Here is a 16225-nt window from a genome sequence, read left to right as displayed (position 1 = left end):
TGGCGGGGCGGAGCCGAGAAGGTTCCGGCTTTTTTGAAATGCTCCGGGCAGCGATAACAGTCAATGAATCATTAACCGAATCGGTGAAGCGGTGAATCGCTCACGGAAATTTTAGGAAATCACATGTCTAAGTTAGCCCAGAAGGTGGCACTCGTTACCGGCGGTTCACGCGGCATCGGTGCGGCAATCACGAAACGTCTGGCCGCAGACGGAGCGAGCGTGGCCTTCACATATGCGAAGGACGCCAGCGCGGCTTCGGCCGTGGTCAAAGAGATTGAACTCAATGGCGGAAAGGCTATCGCGATCCAGGCGGACGCTACTGACGTCAAAGCTGTCGAGGCTGCAGTCGAAAAAACTGTTGCGACCTTCGGTCGGCTGGATGTGCTGGTGAACAATGCTGGCACAGCAATTCCGAAACCGTTCGAAGACACGACGCTGGAGGAGATGGATAAAGTGATCGACATCAACATTCGCGGCGTATTCGCTACGACCAAGGCTGCGCTGAAGCACCTGAGCGATGGTGGCCGCATCATCATGATCGGTTCGGCGGTGGGCGAGCGTGCGATTGCGCCCGGGCTGGTGCCCTACGCAGCCACGAAGGCAGCCGTCAGGATGTTCACCCAGGCGCTGTCCAGAGAGTTGGGGGGCCGGGGCATCACGGTCAACAACGTCCAGCCTGGTCCAATCGATACAGACCTGAACCCCGCCTCAGGTGAGTGGGCGGTGCCGCAGAAGGCCGCCACAGTACTCGGTCGCTATGGACGCGCTGAGGAGATCGCCGCAATGGTAGCGTTCGTGGCCGGCCCGGAGGCCACGTACATTACCGGAACGAATCTTACCGTGGATGGCGGAATGAATGCCTGAGCTTGAGCACATACCAGGCCCATGGATTTGAGGAAGGGAGCCGTCCGTGCGGACGCAAAGGAGGGTCGACGAACTAATGGAGTCGGCTCCCCATTAGAAGGCCGCCTTTTGCAGACAGGCTTTGCGCGTCGAGGACTTCTCCGGCACTTGAGCGTTGGATCGGTCAAAGCGTTCTACGTCGGACGAACCTGATTGCCCGGCCAGGCTCCGTTGAAGTCGATGATCGCGCCGGTGAGGAAGCGGGCCTGTGTGGTCGCGAGGAACCTTATTAGTTCGCCGATTTCGCCTGGGCGAACGAGGACTCGAAATCCCGCTTCGCCAAGAGCATCCACCGTCGGAGGCCCGGCATAACCGGTACAGTTTGTGACGAGTGCTGCAGGCTTGGAACTCGTGGACATCGGTGTCTCCCAAGGGATGGCCTGCCAACTCACGGCTCGACGCAAGTACCGATTGTGCGCAACACTGATCTTCGGAGCCAGAGTGGCCAACGCTCCTGCACATAGGTCCTCGACGAGGCCGGGGACGGCGAACCCGACGACCATCAGATCCTCAATCGGCAACACAAGTAACGACTGATGCCTTACAGTGTCGCCTTTGTTGCGCTCAGGATAGCAAAAATCCCCTGTATCTTTCGATCTACGAATCAAAAAGGATCTCCCAAATGACCATCGAAGCACCCATCCTTTACGAATCAAAGGGCTCTCCCAACGCTCGCCGTGTGCGCATCTTTATCGCCGAAAAAGGCATCACGATTCCGACGAAGGCTGTCGACCTTGGCACCAAGGAGCAGTTTTCAGACCCCTACAAAGCGATCAATCCGCGCAGCCAGGTGCCGGCACTGACGCTCGACGACGGTTCCACCATCACAGAAGTGCTCGCCATCTGGCGCTATCTGGAAGATGCGTATCCGCAAACCCCGCTGCTAGGCACTAACGCGAAGACGAAAGCGCTCGTCACCATGTGGGAGCGCCGCGCCGAACTCGATGGCTTCGCGCCGGTCATGGAAGGTGTGCGCAACGCGATTGCCGGGTTGAAGGGTCGCGCGCTGTCGGGTCCGCATGCGTACGAGCAGATTCCCGAATTGGTCGAGCGCAGCAAGCAGCGCGTGGCCAACTTTTATGCCGACTTCAATGAACGTCTCGCGGCCGTACCGTTTGTCGCCGGCGAAGAATTTTCAGCGGTGGACATAACGACGCTGGTCACCGTGGACTTCGCAACCAACGCACTGAAGATGCCGATTCCGGCCGAGCACGCAGCCTTTCAGCAGTGGTACGACAAGATGTCAAACCGTCCGGGCGCAGGTGTCTAACCAGGCCCCTAGGTGAGCTTCATCGAGCGCTCGTTGCGGGTTCGCGAGTAGCTTCTACGAGGCGATTGAGCTCGTTGCGTCGCAATGTACCCAATCGCCTACTTCGTTTTTTCTTGCGATTGGTCGAACGTGCACACGAGCATGAGCCTGACCAACGCTTCCAGATAAGCACGCCTTATCCGGCAAATCTGCCAAGACGTTCAATCGTGCGGTGGGGACCGGTCCTGCAGACTTTGCCTTTCGATCCGCGCCCCTGCCCCTTCCCCAAGTTCAGTCGCAGGAAGCATCTTTCCTGAGAAATAGACCACCAATGACTACTGTGCTCAGGGTGAAAAGGACCGGGTACCACAGGCCAGCGTATATGTTCCCCGTATGCGCTACGATCGCGAACGCGATGGCGGGGAAAAATCCGCCAATCAAACCATTTCCCAGGTGATAGGGAAATGAAAGCGCGGTGTATCTGATGCGTCCAGGGAACATCTCCACGAGTGCCGCAGCCAGCGGTGCAAACACCATGGCAAGATAGGTGCCCATTAGCGCTACAAGCAGTACGACCATCGGCGCGTTAACTCGGGAAGGGGCAGCGGATGCGGGATAGCCCGCGTCAATAAGGCTGCGCTTGATGGACGCAAGGTCGCCTCCAGGATACTCTTTGGCACCAATGGCCAGGAACACGTCACTACTGCCCTGTACGTCTTCGCTTACATACGGAATACCGCTGTCGGCAAGCAGGGTCCTGACGTTATCGCAAGCGCCGGCACTATCGTTTTTTCTAAAAATGCTGAATTGCAAAGAACATTTCTTCTCGTCAGCCTTTATCGTGACCGGCGATACGGCGATGGCAGATTCAAGCGCAGGGTTTGCGTAGTGCGTCAGCCCATGAAAGATCGGAAAAACCGTGAGGGCGCTCAATAGACACCCGGCCATGATGATCGGCTTTCTCCCGATCCTGTCGGATAGTGTCCCCATCAACCAGAACATCGGTGTCACGATAACCAACGCGATGGCGACATACAGGCCTGCCGCTCCGGCGTCTACCCGGAGTATGTGTGACAGGAAAAAAAATGAGTATACCTGCCCGGTATAGATCACCGTCGTAACTCCGGTAATCAAACCAAACAATGCGATCAAGACCACCCTCAAGTTACGCCACTGCCCAAAGGTTTCCGCTATAGGCCGCTCCGCCGTCCGGCCCTCTGCCTTCATTTTTTGAAATACGGGGGATTCACTGACGGACAGTCGGATATATAGGGAAATGGCAAGCAGGACACCCGACGAGAGAAACGGAATACGCCAACCCCATATATCAAACGCCGGACCGGAGAGCCTCCTGCATGCGTAGACAACGATTAGCGCGAGCACCATGCCCAGCGGTCCTGTTGTCTGAATCCAGCTGGTATGCGCACCGCGTTTTTTCGGCGGTGCGTGCTCGGCGACAAAAATCGCCGCTCCCCCGTACTCCCCGCCGATACCGACACCCTGCAGGATGCGCAGAACAGTGAGAAGCGCAGGAGCCGCCAGCCCCCATGAGGCGTACGACGGCAAAATTCCTACACAAAATGTTGATCCCCCCATCAGCACGAGTGTCGCAAGAAAAGTGTGCTTGCGCCCCAAGCAGTCACCCAGTCGCCCAAAAATGAGAGCGCCTAGAGGTCGAAAGGCAAAGCCGATTCCAAACGCAAGCAAAGCGAAAATGAACTGTGAACTGCTTGATAGCCCGCTAAAGAATCGGGCGGATATTTCGGAAGCGAGCGTCCCGTATAGGAAGAAGTCGTACCATTCAAAGAGTGTCCCAAGCGTAGACGCCACTAGAACTCTCGCCTTCCCCTGGCTGCCGGCTACTGCGGCACCACTAGAAATTCCGACATCCATTGTCTCTCCTCCAACTTCCTGTCACGGGTGGATTTCCGACATCCTCATCGATCCGCAACTTCACCTGTTTAATTTCCATGCTTCTTAGCCAGGAATGCGCGCATCGCCATTCCTGGCTCGTCCGTCAAGAACGCGTCGCCAAACGGACCGAGGCTCATCTGAATGGCCTCTGTCAACGGCAGCTCCTCCCACGCGTTGCACAAAGCCTTCTGTGTCCTGATTGCCTCGGCAGGGCATTCGATAATCGTCGACACGATGTCTTCCACTGCAGCGCCCAGATTTTCAGGCGGGACGACATCGTCCAGCAGCCCCCACGTGTGCGCGACTGTTGCGTCAACCGCCCGTCCAGTAAGCAGCCACGATCTAGTCCGGCCGGCACCTATTTGCCGAGGAAGCATGGCTGCGTGGACCACCGACGGGATACCGAGCTTGACTTCTGGCATCGCAAATTGGGAGGTGGTCGAAGCAACCCGAATATCGCATGCGGCAGCGAACTCGACGCCCATCCCAAGGCACCAACCGTCGATCGCCGCTATAACCGGTACCGGCAAAGTTCGAACACTTTCGCAGAGATCGCCCACACGGCTGATAAATTCCCGAGCAGTTGTTGGGTCGAGTTTCAACATCTCCTTGATATTTGCGCCCCCAATCCATGCGCGATCGTTTCCCCCCGTAACGACGAGGCATCGAACCGTATCGTCTTCTTTGATTTCTGCGATCGCCCGAATTAGCGACTGCATTTCGGATACGCCGAGAACGTTTATCTTCCCCGCCCTGATATCCAGATATGCGACGCCTCTCGTATCGCGTGACAGCGCGAAACAGCTGCTACCTTCTTTCTCCATCTATTTTACCGTATCAAGTGTTGAGTAACGTTGTGTGTCAGCCGCATCGCCAAACTGGTTTGCGATCCTCAAAGAATGCTTCAAGACGTTCTTGCGCTTCGTCGGTCAGCGCCACGTTGCAAAACTGCTCGACCGCTGCCTGGATATCTCGGCGGTAGTTTTGGTCAATAGCAGACATGTAGGCAGCACGCCCGCGTCGAACAGTCTCAGCGGGCTTCGACGTTAGCAATTTTGCAAGCTGTCTTGCGGCGTCCAGCACGGCATCCTCGTCGACGATCCGGTTAATCAAACCAATGTCGAGAGCCTCCTGGGCGGGGAAGGTGCGGCCTGTGAACAACAGATCGAATGCACGATGGCGTCCGACGATTCGCGGTAAGTGGGCATAGTGGATCGCCGGCAAGAGACCATTATCGATCTCCGGATAGCCAAATGTTGCCGATCTGGACGCGACGACGAGGTCGCACGAGACGGCTACTGTCATCCCGCCCCCTCGTGTAGCACCTGACACTGCGGCGATTGACGGCTTGCCCAAGGCGAACTGCGCGTCAAAGAGATCCACATACAGCTTTTGAAGGACACTCCGGAGTTGCGAAGGCTGGTAAGTGCGGAGGATTTTGAGGTCTAAACCAGCACAAAAACGGTTCGGGATTGCACTGTGCAGAATGACTGCCCTCGCCTCCTGATCGGTTGCCGCTTGGCGGAAGGCAGCGAGCAACTCCGCAAGAGTCGACTCGTCCAGAGCGTTCACAGGGGGGCGGGCCAGCGAAATTTCCGCGACGCCGTCGCGGATCTCATAAAGGATCGAATTCATAGTTTCAGACATGTTTGGTTACACCGACGCCCCGACTCCGGGACGAGCGGAGAGGCGATCAAGCTCCGCTTGGTCCGATCCCTGACGCGGAGGTAAAGACCTGATTTGACCAGGGGTCCGAGAAAATCGAACGGGAATATTCGTTATACGCACGGTTCCTTCGGTAGGATGCTCACGTTCCACAAAAAATTCCGTTTCCTTCAGGTGCTTGTCCTGGAGCAGATCATCGATCGACAATACAGGTGCCACGGGTATATCCGCTGGTTCCAGCAGATCGATCCATTCCCCGGTAGTGCGCTCCTTCACGATGTCCGCAAGCGCCCCATAAAGTGAATCGAAATTCATACTGCGCGCTTTAGCACTTGTAAAGCGTACATCTGTGGCCATATCACCGCGGCCAGCGAGCACGAAAAAGCGGCTCCATTGCGCGTCGGTGTATGGCAATAAACTGACGAAGCCGTCCTTTGTTTGATAGGGCCGTCGATGCGGTGACAACACGCGTCCATAACCCGTCGGCCCAAGCGATGGCTCAAAGGTTTTGCCTCCCAAATGCTCAATCAGAGCAAAAGAGACGAGAGTCTCGAACATGGGAACCTCGATGGCTTGGCCTCGACCAGATTTCTCGCGCTCATATAGCGCCATCGGGATGGAATATGCGAGTGTGAGCCCAGCTACCTTGTCCGCGATGATCGTGTTCACGTAGGACGGCGCATCTACGTTTCGGCCTTGCAGACTTGCTATGCCACTCATTGCCTGGATGATGTCGTCAAAGGCCGGTTTTTCCGCATAGGGTCCGTTCTGACCAAAACCGACCGCAGCGCAATAGATAAGGCGTGTATTGTCACGAGACAGTGCCTCGTAGTCCAAACCAAGCTTTCGCAAAGCGCGTGGTCTGACGTTTGACACAAAGACATCAGCATCTGCAATCAAACGTTTCAGCGTTGCCAAATCATTCTGGACTTTCAAGTCAAGCGTGATGCTCTTCTTGTTACGATTCAGCGCAATATAGATCGCCCCCATTCCAGGGGAGCTTGCCGGCTCGGGATAGCGAAACACATCTCCCTCGGGTGCCTCAATCTTTAAGATTTCGGCACCCATGTCACCCAGTATCTGGGTGGCGTACGGACCCATTCCAACTGATGTCAGGTCGACAACCCTAACACCAGCGAGAGGCCCAAATGGACCTTCGGATGTGGGCGACGTGTCTTTAGTTGCGCTTGTCATGGTTGCAATTCTTTCGGTTCTTGTTCCGTACCTCCATAGTGAGAGCATCAGACTATTCCAACAATCGACTTATTGTTATAGATCAATCTCGATTTGGAATAATTTGGGTAACGGGTCGAAGGCGAAGGACGCCTGGCGTGCCGTCGCAATACTCAAATCGCCCACGCACCGGACGTTGTCGGAAGGTTGGCTAGCGCGTCCTTCAATCGAAGGAGTTGCGGAGACCGGAGAAGACGCACGGATTGAAGCCGCGGACCGTTTCTGCTGCATTAGTTACAAAAACGGTTCGTTTTCCTCAACCTGTTCATCAACATGTCAGAGAGCTTGCCCGCCGCAATTGACGGACGTCCGTTGCCACGACGGATTAGCGACAGCATCCGGGGATATTTCTGGCTACCTTCAATCGGTACCACGCTGAGATTAAAAGCCTCGGCCAATGACACCACGTAAGCTGGAACAACGGCTACCCCGATTCCCGTACGTACGAGGCTTAGTAACGTGCTCAACGCGCCCGCTTCCACCATCGGCTGGAAGTCCTCCCGCTGTTCACGCATGATTGCCTCCACCATCCGTCCCATATTGTTGTCGCTACGCAGCATGATCACGTTTTCGTCTGCTATTCGCCGCCAGGTGACTTTGCGTGCAGTGGCCATCGGGTGATCGGCCGGGCACGCAAGAAACAGTCGATCCTCCTGGATAGGCTCGGTGAGCAGGCGTGGGTCGTCCCGGTCGGGCGCCACAACACCGAAGTCGACGCGGCCATTCAACACATACTCGATTGCCACATCAGTAGACACTTCATGCGCCTCAAGGCGAACGTGCGGATACGTGCGGTGGTATTCGGCCATCACATCGCAAATCAGGCCGTGAAATATCATCGGTGCGGCAGCGATGCTTACGCTGCCACGGCGCACCGAAGTCAAGTCTGCCAGGCTGCGGGCCGCAGCGTCGAGCGTACCGAGAATCTCTATCGCGAAGCGGTACAAGTCAGTCGCGCCGTCCATTGGCTCAACCTTGCGCGTTGAGCGTTCAAATAGGGCGAACCCGACCTCATCTTCCAGTTCCGCACACAGCTTGCTCACCGCGGATTGCGTCATGAACAGTGCGTCAGCAGTCTCGGTGAAGCTGCGCAATTCATAGAGTTTAACGAATACCTTCAATTGCTTGACCGTCAGATTCATCACCAGCTCTCCTTATGTGCTGACAGCGGAGCGCTTCGGCACGACGTCAAATTATTCCATATCATGATGGATTCATGAAGATAATTCCATTGTCGGAATATCTAAATCGACGCAGTATCTCCCCAAGGCGCAACCCTCAAGGAGACAGAGGGCCGCCAGGCCACCTGCTGCGACGAACTTCGTTCGGCACACCTGCCCGTAAAGCACAGACCAAGCGGTACAACGACATGAGCCACAGCCCTATTGCGACAGTGCGCAGTGCTATCGCATCCTCACCATCAACTCGTGTGGAAGCGTTCAATAGCAGAGAACTGTCTGACGAAACCGAATCAATGACGGACGATCCATCGCAGGACACGATTCTGGAAACACGCAACATGACGCGCGCGTTTTCAGGCTTTGTGGCCGTGCAGGACGTCTCGCTTCGCGTCGCGCGTGGCTCGATTCACGCTTTGATCGGTCCAAATGGTGCGGGAAAGACAACGTGTTTCAACCTACTAACAAAATTTCTTCAGCCAAGCGCCGGAAGAATTTTCTTCAATGGTGAAGACATTACGCGCAGCAATCCTGTACAGGTTGCGCGACGCGGCCTTGTCAGGTCGTTTCAGATTTCGGCAGTATTCCCACACCTTAACCTACGTGAGAATGTCCGCCTTGCCTTGCAAAGGCGACTTGGCACTACCTATCATTTCTGGAAAAGCGGGCGCTCACTGAACCCGCTCGACATGCACGCTCTGGAGCTGCTCGACGAAGTCGGATTGGCGTCATATGCCGATGAGCAAGCCGGCAACCTCTCATACGGACGTAAGCGAGCGCTTGAAATTGCGACCACTCTTGCGGCAGATCCCGAACTCATGCTTCTTGACGAGCCAACTCAAGGGATGGGTCACGAAGACGTCGGACGCGTCACCGCACTCATAAAGCGCGTCTCTGCCGGACGTACAGTGTTGATGGTCGAACACAACATGAGCGTCATCTCGAAAATCGCGGACACCGTTACGGTGCTACAACGCGGCAAAGTCATTGCCGAAGGCTCATACCAGGCTGTATCGCGCGACCAGCGCGTCACTGAGGCCTATATGGGCATGCCCGCTGAGGCGTTGTGATGGCCTGTGTTCTCGACATCAAAAATCTCCAGGCGTGGTACGGCGAATCACATGTTTTGCACGGTGTGGATATTCGCGTACATGAAGGGGAAGTTGTAACACTGCTAGGTCGAAACGGAGCCGGGCGCACGACTACCCTGCGCGCCATTATGGGCATGACAGACGCGAGAAGCGGAAGCATTGCTATACGCGGAACAGAGACCACTGGACTACCCGGTCACAGGATCGCGCATCTGGGTGTTGGCTACTGCCCGGAAGAGCGCGGCATTTTCGCAAGCTTGACCTGCGAGGAAAATCTCCTGCTACCGCCGGTATTGCGCGGTACCACACCTTCCATGTCACTGGAAGAGATCTACGACATCTTCCCGAACCTTGCTGAACGCAGGCACAGCCCAGGCGCGCGACTGTCTGGAGGGGAACAGCAAATGCTCGCGGTCGCACGTCTTCTGCGCACCGGCGCCGATCTGCTATTGCTTGACGAGATATCCGAAGGCTTGGCACCCGTCGTGGTGAAGTCGCTTGCTCGCACAATCGGAATACTCCGTGCCAAGGGTTTCACTATCGTAATGGTAGAACAGAACTTCCAGTTTGCCGCTCCACTAGCCGACCGGTTCTACGTTATGGAGCATGGCCGGGTTGTTGAGTCATTCGAAGCATCGCAATTACCTGCGCTCACATCTCGCTTGACCGAACTTCTCGGGGTTTAAGCCCACATTCATATTACAAAGACGGAGACATAGTGAACACAATCCTTGCTCAAGTTACCCTGGCGCTTGGTATGAGCGTACCGCTACTTGCCATGGCTGCACAGGACAGAGTCACCATCGGCTTTATCACTGACATGTCCGGCCTTTACGCAGACAAAGAGGGAAAAAATGGCGCGCTGACCGTTCAGATGGCGATCGACGACTTTGGCGGAAAGGTTAACGGTATGCCTGTGGAACTGCTTACGGCAGATCATCAAAATAAGGCGGACATCGCCGCAACCAAAGCGCGTGAATGGATCGACACCCGCAATCTGACAATGCTACTGGGGGGGACCAATTCAGCAGCTGACCTTGCAATGTCCAGGATTGCGCGAGATAAAAAGCGGGTATTTATAACTAGCGGCGGAACCGTCTCAACGCTAACCAATGAGGAATGCAGCCCATATACCGTGCAGTACGATATAGACACTGTCGGCATGGCAAAGGGTATCGCTACCGCGGTCCTGGATCAGGACAATAAGCGATGGTACTTTCTGACGGCCGACTATGCTTTCGGCAACTCACTCCAGAGTGACGCAAGCACGGTCATCGCCAGCAAGGGTGGTACGGTGATTGGTTCGGTACGCCATCCGCTCAACGCCAGTGACTTCTCGTCATATCTGCTCCAGGCACAAGCTTCGAAAGCACAGGTTCTCGCACTGGCCGACGCCGGCGGTGATTTCATCAATGCCGCAAAAGCAGCCAAGGAATTCAGCATCGGAAAATCGATGAAGATTGTCGGCATGCTGGTTTTTAACGACGACATTCACAGCCTGGGATTGCAAAACACCGAAGGACTACTTCTTACTGCAACGTGGGACTGGAATCTCGATGAGAAAACACGTGCGTTCGGCAAGCGATTCTACGCAAAGACCGGGCGCATGCCCACGTCCGTGCAGGCTGCCGACTATTCAGCAACGACAACCTACCTAAAGGCAGTACAGGCCACAAAGTCGACTGACGCCGACGCAATCATGGCATATCTCAAGAAGACGCCGATCGACGATTTTTATGCTCATGGAGTAATTCGCGCGGACGGTAGATTTGTACACGATATGTACCTTCTGCAAGTCAAGTCGCCGGCTGAATCGAAAGCTCCGTGGGACTACTTTCGGGTGATCTCCCGCCTGAAAGGCGAGGATATCGCGACGACAAAATCGGAAAGCAAGTGCGTGCTATGGCATTAGGCGCAGCAATCAGTCCAACCCGGATCCGACCAGTATGAACATCTCCTTGCCAGTTCTCGCCGGCCAACTGTTAATGGGAATCGTCAATGGTTCCTTCTACGCGGTCCTGAGCCTAGGCCTTGCGGTTATTTTCGGCCTGTTAGGCGTGGTCAATTTCGCTCACGGCGCGTTCTTCATGCTCGGCGCCGTGGTGACATACATTGGTATGTCGTGTTTTTCACTCGGTTACTGGGCAATGCTTGTAGTGGCCCCACTCACGGTCGGAATACTCGCCACCGTCGTCGAGAGATTCCTACTTCGTAGAATTTACAAGCTCGATCATATGTACGGCATGCTGCTTACGCTTGGTTTGGCTATGGTAGTCGAGGCAGGTTTTCAATCCGTCTATGGTTCTTCGGGCTTGCCTTACGATACACCTGCGCCGCTTGATGGGGCAGCCAACCTTGGATTCATGATTCTACCCGTCTATCGTGCCTGGGTGGTAGTAATCGCTCTCTCTGCGTGCGCCGCCACCTGGTTTCTGATCGAACGAACCCGTCTGGGCGCCTATTTGCGTGCGGGCACTGAGAACTCGCGCCTAGTTGAAGCGTTCGGCGTCAATGTACCCCGAATGATCACGTTCACTTACGCGTTCGGAGCCGCACTGGCTGCCTTCGCCGGAGTCCTTGCTGCGCCGGTGATGCAGGTTTCGCCGCTAATGGGCCAGAACTATATCGTGGTTGTGTTCGCCATTGTCGTCATCGGCGGCATGGGTTCGATCACCGGAGCGGTTATTTCAGGTCTTGCATTAGGTTTAGCCGAGGCCGTTGCCAAAGTCGTCTATCCCGAGTCGTCCGCAACGATCGTCTTCGCCATCATGATCGCGGTGTTGTTGATTTGCCCCGCAGGTCTATTCGGCAAACAGAGTTAAGCGACGCCATGAAAACCTATCCTTATCTCGCTCCGACTGGCTACGCCATTTTTCTGCTCGGGCTCGTCACCGCACCGGTTCTCGGCGTCTACCCGGTCTTCGTCATGAAATTTCTATGCCTGGCGTTGTACGCCTCGGCGTTCAACCTCCTGATCGGCTACGCCGGCCTGCTGTCATTCGGTCATGCTGCTTTTCTCGGCGGGTCGGCTTACGTCGCCGGCTATGCGATGAAAACGTGGGGCGTGGAGCCCGAAATAGCGCTGCTTGGAGGCACAGCTTTCGGTGCCTTGCTTGGTGCGATATTTGGTCTACTGGCCATCCGTCGCCAAGGTATTTATTTCGCTATGGTTACGCTTGCCCTTGCACAAATGGTGTTCTTCCTGGCGCTGCAAAGCAAAGCGACCGGTGGAGAAGACGGACTGCAGGGGGTCCCGCGCGGCAAGATCTTCGGGATGTTGAATTTAAGCAATGATGTCACGCTTTACTACGTCGTCGTAGTTATCGTCGTATTTGCATTCCTCTTTATCTCACGCCTGCTCGGTTCACCCTTTGGCCAGGTTCTGGGTTGTATACGCGAAAACAGTGCCCGCGCAACCTCCCTTGGTTACGACGTCGATCGTGTGAAGCTATTGGTGTACGTCATATCGGCCGCGCTCTCGGGCTTGGCCGGATCGCTCAAGGCTCTGGTGCTTGGCTTCGCAACACTAGCAGACGTTCATTGGAGTACTTCGGGGCAAGTCATCCTTATAACGCTTTTGGGCGGGATGGGCACTTTATCGGGTCCGTTGATGGGTGCGGCAATTGTTACGTTCCTCAATGATCGGCTTGAAGCAACGGCTGAATTCCTGAAAAACCTGACGTCCATCGCGTGGTTTGGCACGTTGGGCCAATACACAACCTTGATTTCCGGCTTCATTTTCGTCATATGTGTCCTCGCTTTCCGACGTGGCGTGATGGGCGAGCTGATTTCGTTCGCTAACCGTCGTCGGAGGACACGTTGATAACCAACCCGGAGTGCTTAACGATGAACTCTCCCGTCGTACTGGTCACCGGTGCCTTGACCGGAATTGGACGTGCTACCGCTCTGGCCTTCGCCCGCGACGGAGCGCGAGTCGTGATTTCCGGCCGCGATGAAGCTGCCGGCGCAAGCCTTGCGGCCGAGCTTCGTGATTGCGGTGCTGTAACAGAGTTCGTGTATGCCGACGTTCGCCTAGAGGACGACATGCAAACGCTAGTCGATGCCGCCATTAACCGGTTTGGAAGACTCGATGTCGCTGTCAACAGTGCCGGGACTGAGGGACGCACCGGACATGTAGTCGAACAGACCGCGCAAACCTATGCCAGTGTCTTCGATACCAATGTTCTCGGAACCATCCTCGCGATGAAGCACGAACTCCGTGTGATGCTGCCACAAGGCAGCGGCAGCATCATCAATATCTCATCGACGCTGGGCAGCCGCGGTGCTGTCGGAGCTTCCATGTATACGGCAAGCAAACACGCGGTTGAAGGCCTGACCAAGGCGGCAGCGCTTGAGGCCGCAGCTCGCGGAGTACGAGTTAACGCAATCGCACCTGGTCCGATCGAGACAGGATTGCTGGACCGGTTCGCTGGGAGCGCTGAGCGGAAGGAGGCGCTCATCGGGGGCATTCCGTTGCGGCGCGTTGGGTTACCTCAGGAAGTGGCAGACACCGCGCGCTTCCTGAGCTCTCCGGGAGCTGCTTTCATTGTTGGACAGATTATAGGCGTGGACGGCGGCAAGACAGCCATGTAAGGAAGGCATGACTATGCACACATTTTCGAACTATTACGACGGCCGCGACGTCGCGGCGCTGAGCGGCGGCGTCTTCGAGACCATCAATCCGACGACAGGACAACCTTGGGGCATTTTTGCGCTCTCGGCAGCGGCCGATGTCGACGCAGCGGCGCGCGCCGCTGATTTGGCATTCAACGGTGAATGGGGCCGCATCTCGCACACGCGACGCGGTCGGCTTCTGATGCAACTGGGCGATCGTATCTGGGAGAACGCCGAGAGGCTGGCGGCCTTGGACACTGCGCAAAACCGAAAAATCTACGTCGAAGTCGTCGCTCAGATCAAGGCGATGCGTGACTGGATGTACTACTACGGCGGCCTGGCGCACAAGATTGAAGGCGCCGTCATTCCTCTAGATCAGACAAGTGTCCTGAACTACACGTTGCGAGAAGCGCTAGGTGTGGTTGGCGTAATCGTACCGTGGAATTCCCCCATCTTTCCTACGGTAATGTCAATCGCACCCGCTCTGGCGGCGGGCAACACCGTGATCATCAAACCTTCAGAAGTCACTTCTGCCTCGGCGATCGAGTTGGCAAAGCTGGCGATCGAGGCTGGCCTGCCCAAGGGAGTTCTGAATGTTCTTACCGGCTTGCGCGAAGCTGGCGAAGCCCTGGTAGCTCATCCCGCAGTACAGAAGATCTGCTTTACCGGCAGCGATGCAGCAGGCCGTGCTATTGCTGCGCGTGCGGGCGAGAGACTTGTTTCCTGCACGCTGGAGCTGGGTGGCAAAAGCCCCAATATATTTTTTGAAGACGTCGATCTCGACCAGGCGGAAACAGGCGCACTGGCGGGGATCTTTGCCGCGACTGGTCAGACATGCATCGCCGGCAGCCGCGCGTATGTCCATACCTCGATCTACGAGGCCCTTGTTGAGCGCGTTGTTAAACGTGCACGCGCAATCCGGGTCGGCGATCCAATGGCCAGCCACACGCAGATGGGGCCGGTGTCCACTGAGGCACAGCTGCGAAAGGACGAGACGATGGTTCAACGCGCGATCGACGATGGCGCCGAACTATTGTGCGGTGGAGACCGGGTAACCGTTCCGGGTTGCGAGGGCGGCTTTTTCTATCAGCCGACCATTTTGCAAAACTCCGCGCCATCCAGCGAGCTGATGCAGCAGGAAGTGTTTGGCCCAGTATTGACTATCACGCCCTTCTCGGACGAGGACGATATCGTCGCGATGGCTAATGGCACGATCTACGGCCTGGGTGCCGGCATCTGGACACGTGACATTAAACGCGCCCATCAGCTTGCGCGTCGCATCAAGGCGGGCACGGTATGGATCAATACCTACCGTGCCATGAACTATGCATCGCCCTTCGGCGGCATGAAGGCAAGCGGCATCGGTCGGCAGAACGGTATCGAGGCCATCAACCAGTATCTCCAGACAAAGAGTGTCTGGTGTGAGCTTGGCGAGGCAATAGCAGACCCGTTCATCATGAAGGTTTGAACTGCTCCGCTGCAGGTCCTGGCATTCTTAACCTGGAGACCACTCTATGAAGACGTTGCAAGGCAAGACCGCAGTCATAACCGGCGCGGGGAGCGGTATCGGGCGGGCCATCGCGCTAACATTGGCGGAAGCGGGAACCCGGATCGTGGTGTCCGACATCGTTGCCGAGGCAGCCGCGGCGGTCGCCTCGGAGGTGCGCGAGCGAGGCGTTGAGGCCCTGTCAGTTGTAACCAATGTCGCCGACCATGCCTCGGTAGAAGCGCTGGCCGAAGCAGCCTACGACAAGTTTGGCGCGGTCGATATCCTGTGTAACAACGCTGGCGTGTCGTGGCGGCCCTTTCGCACGATACTCGAGGCCAACATGGCCGACTGGCAATTCCTGTTTGGAGTAAATCTCTGGGGCGTGATACACGGACTCGACGTATTTCTGCCGCGCATGCGGCAACAGTCCGGCGAGAAACACATCGTCAACACTGCCTCCATTTCCGCTCTGGTACCGCTGGCTGGACATTTGCCGTATAGCGCTTCGAAAGCCGCGGTGGCCTCGATCTCAGAAGCAGCCGCCGAGGAACTCGCCCCGGAAGGCTTTTGCGTAACGATTCTTTGCCCCGGTTTCGTCAAAACGAATATTACGCAAAACGGTGATGCGTTACGTCCAGCCGATGAACGATCCACTATGCGCACCTTCACTCCCTATGAGAACCCTCTTCTTAAAACGCTCGCAATGACCCCGATGGAACCGGAGGATGTGGGCCGTATGGTACGGCAGGCCATTCTTGACGGCACGTTGTATGTCCACACGCAACCGCTCCCGCCCGCAATCGTCGAGCGTCGCATAACGACATTGTTCGGCGCAGCAACGCGGGGCATCGCGTAACTGTACCCCTTCGGATTTCCAGACTTACCCAAG

16 protein-coding genes are annotated in these 16225 nt (G+C 56.2%); 10 read left to right on the top strand and 6 right to left on the bottom strand.

The window, feature by feature from the left end:
* The first annotated feature begins 144 nt into the window (after positions 1-144).
* A complete protein-coding gene (locus tag P3T21_RS22555) occupies positions 145-864 on the top strand; it encodes an SDR family NAD(P)-dependent oxidoreductase (RefSeq protein WP_429258155.1) in 720 nt (239 codons plus the stop codon).
* Positions 865-1037: 173 nt separating this feature from the next.
* Here P3T21_RS22555 and P3T21_RS22550 read toward each other — a convergent pair whose 3' ends face one another.
* The gene (locus P3T21_RS22550; protein ID WP_429258154.1) at positions 1038-1262 is read right to left on the bottom strand and encodes a hypothetical protein; all 225 of its coding nucleotides are present in this window, start codon (positions 1260-1262) and stop codon (positions 1038-1040) included.
* A 263-nt stretch (positions 1263-1525) separates the two neighbouring features.
* Here P3T21_RS22550 and P3T21_RS22545 point away from each other — a divergent pair, with 263 nt between their 5' ends.
* Positions 1526-2173: a glutathione S-transferase family protein gene (locus P3T21_RS22545; protein ID WP_429258153.1), complete on the top strand. Its 648-nt coding sequence runs from the start codon at positions 1526-1528 to the stop codon at positions 2171-2173.
* A 270-nt stretch (positions 2174-2443) separates the two neighbouring features.
* Here the strand turns inward: P3T21_RS22545 and P3T21_RS22540 are convergent, their stop codons facing one another.
* From P3T21_RS22540 to P3T21_RS22520, 5 genes are all read right to left on the bottom strand, one after another.
* Positions 2444-4045: an MFS transporter gene (locus P3T21_RS22540; protein WP_429258152.1), complete on the bottom strand. Its 1602-nt coding sequence runs from the start codon at positions 4043-4045 to the stop codon at positions 2444-2446.
* A gap of 68 nt (positions 4046-4113) precedes the next feature.
* Positions 4114-4890, bottom strand: coding sequence for an enoyl-CoA hydratase (locus tag P3T21_RS22535; RefSeq protein ID WP_429258151.1), 777 nt, complete (start codon positions 4888-4890; stop codon positions 4114-4116).
* Between the two features lie 37 nt (positions 4891-4927).
* Positions 4928-5713 carry an enoyl-CoA hydratase/isomerase family protein gene (locus tag P3T21_RS22530; RefSeq protein ID WP_429258150.1) on the bottom strand — a complete coding sequence of 262 codons (786 nt, stop codon included), beginning with the start codon at positions 5711-5713 and terminating at the stop codon, positions 4928-4930.
* Between the two features lie 6 nt (positions 5714-5719).
* A complete protein-coding gene (locus P3T21_RS22525; protein WP_429258149.1) occupies positions 5720-6925 on the bottom strand; it encodes a CaiB/BaiF CoA transferase family protein in 1206 nt (401 codons plus the stop codon).
* A gap of 269 nt (positions 6926-7194) precedes the next feature.
* Positions 7195-8106 carry a LysR family transcriptional regulator gene (locus tag P3T21_RS22520; protein ID WP_429258148.1) on the bottom strand — a complete coding sequence of 304 codons (912 nt, stop codon included), beginning with the start codon at positions 8104-8106 and terminating at the stop codon, positions 7195-7197.
* A gap of 332 nt (positions 8107-8438) precedes the next feature.
* Between P3T21_RS22520 and P3T21_RS22515 the strand changes: the two genes are divergently transcribed.
* The 8 genes from P3T21_RS22515 (at position 8439) to P3T21_RS22480 (ending at position 16192) form a co-directional block, all read left to right on the top strand.
* Positions 8439-9212: an ABC transporter ATP-binding protein gene (locus tag P3T21_RS22515; protein ID WP_429258180.1), complete on the top strand. Its 774-nt coding sequence runs from the start codon at positions 8439-8441 to the stop codon at positions 9210-9212.
* The gene (locus P3T21_RS22510) at positions 9212-9919 is read left to right on the top strand and encodes an ABC transporter ATP-binding protein (RefSeq protein WP_429258147.1); all 708 of its coding nucleotides are present in this window, start codon (positions 9212-9214) and stop codon (positions 9917-9919) included. The genes P3T21_RS22515 and P3T21_RS22510 overlap by 1 nt, the downstream gene beginning before the upstream one ends.
* Positions 9920-9990: 71 nt before the next feature.
* Positions 9991-11145 carry an ABC transporter substrate-binding protein gene (locus P3T21_RS22505; protein WP_429258179.1) on the top strand — a complete coding sequence of 385 codons (1155 nt, stop codon included), beginning with the start codon at positions 9991-9993 and terminating at the stop codon, positions 11143-11145.
* Positions 11146-11179: 34 nt separating this feature from the next.
* On the top strand, positions 11180-12055 hold the full coding sequence (locus P3T21_RS22500; protein WP_429258146.1) for a branched-chain amino acid ABC transporter permease: 876 nt from the start codon (positions 11180-11182) through the stop codon (positions 12053-12055).
* Between the two features lie 8 nt (positions 12056-12063).
* Positions 12064-13056 carry a branched-chain amino acid ABC transporter permease gene (locus P3T21_RS22495; protein ID WP_429258145.1) on the top strand — a complete coding sequence of 331 codons (993 nt, stop codon included), beginning with the start codon at positions 12064-12066 and terminating at the stop codon, positions 13054-13056.
* A gap of 23 nt (positions 13057-13079) precedes the next feature.
* Positions 13080-13826, top strand: coding sequence for an SDR family NAD(P)-dependent oxidoreductase (locus tag P3T21_RS22490; protein ID WP_429258144.1), 747 nt, complete (start codon positions 13080-13082; stop codon positions 13824-13826).
* Between the two features lie 7 nt (positions 13827-13833).
* Positions 13834-15315: an aldehyde dehydrogenase gene (locus P3T21_RS22485; protein ID WP_429258143.1), complete on the top strand. Its 1482-nt coding sequence runs from the start codon at positions 13834-13836 to the stop codon at positions 15313-15315.
* Positions 15316-15361: 46 nt separating this feature from the next.
* Positions 15362-16192, top strand: coding sequence for an SDR family NAD(P)-dependent oxidoreductase (locus P3T21_RS22480; RefSeq protein ID WP_429258142.1), 831 nt, complete (start codon positions 15362-15364; stop codon positions 16190-16192).
* Positions 16193-16225: the final 33 nt, after the last annotated feature.

The sequence above is a fragment of the Paraburkholderia sp. GAS334 genome (assembly GCF_050436625.1).
Taxonomy (GTDB): Bacteria; Pseudomonadota; Gammaproteobacteria; order Burkholderiales; family Burkholderiaceae; genus Paraburkholderia.
The sequence above is the reverse complement of the archived record's forward strand: the minus strand, read 5'-3'. Positions and strand labels throughout refer to the sequence as shown.

What these genes read in the sequence shown, in the direction of transcription:
- P3T21_RS22505 (WP_429258179.1), top strand. Translation starts at nt 9,991, where the DNA reads ATGAGCGTACCGCTACTTGCCATGGCTGCACAGGACAGAGTCACCATC.
- P3T21_RS22550 (WP_429258154.1), bottom strand. Translation starts at nt 1,262, where the DNA reads ATGTCCACGAGTTCCAAGCCTGCAGCACTCGTCACAAACTGTACCGGT.
- P3T21_RS22510 (WP_429258147.1), top strand. Translation starts at nt 9,212, where the DNA reads ATGGCCTGTGTTCTCGACATCAAAAATCTCCAGGCGTGGTACGGCGAA.
- P3T21_RS22485 (WP_429258143.1), top strand. Translation starts at nt 13,834, where the DNA reads ATGACTATGCACACATTTTCGAACTATTACGACGGCCGCGACGTCGCG.
- P3T21_RS22530 (WP_429258150.1), bottom strand. Translation starts at nt 5,713, where the DNA reads ATGTCTGAAACTATGAATTCGATCCTTTATGAGATCCGCGACGGCGTC.
- P3T21_RS22490 (WP_429258144.1), top strand. Translation starts at nt 13,080, where the DNA reads ATGAACTCTCCCGTCGTACTGGTCACCGGTGCCTTGACCGGAATTGGA.
- P3T21_RS22500 (WP_429258146.1), top strand. Translation starts at nt 11,180, where the DNA reads ATGAACATCTCCTTGCCAGTTCTCGCCGGCCAACTGTTAATGGGAATC.
- P3T21_RS22535 (WP_429258151.1), bottom strand. Translation starts at nt 4,890, where the DNA reads ATGGAGAAAGAAGGTAGCAGCTGTTTCGCGCTGTCACGCGATACGAGA.
- P3T21_RS22495 (WP_429258145.1), top strand. Translation starts at nt 12,064, where the DNA reads ATGAAAACCTATCCTTATCTCGCTCCGACTGGCTACGCCATTTTTCTG.
- P3T21_RS22525 (WP_429258149.1), bottom strand. Translation starts at nt 6,925, where the DNA reads ATGACAAGCGCAACTAAAGACACGTCGCCCACATCCGAAGGTCCATTT.
- P3T21_RS22540 (WP_429258152.1), bottom strand. Translation starts at nt 4,045, where the DNA reads ATGGATGTCGGAATTTCTAGTGGTGCCGCAGTAGCCGGCAGCCAGGGG.
- P3T21_RS22545 (WP_429258153.1), top strand. Translation starts at nt 1,526, where the DNA reads ATGACCATCGAAGCACCCATCCTTTACGAATCAAAGGGCTCTCCCAAC.
- P3T21_RS22520 (WP_429258148.1), bottom strand. Translation starts at nt 8,106, where the DNA reads ATGAATCTGACGGTCAAGCAATTGAAGGTATTCGTTAAACTCTATGAA.
- P3T21_RS22480 (WP_429258142.1), top strand. Translation starts at nt 15,362, where the DNA reads ATGAAGACGTTGCAAGGCAAGACCGCAGTCATAACCGGCGCGGGGAGC.
- P3T21_RS22515 (WP_429258180.1), top strand. Translation starts at nt 8,439, where the DNA reads ATGACGGACGATCCATCGCAGGACACGATTCTGGAAACACGCAACATG.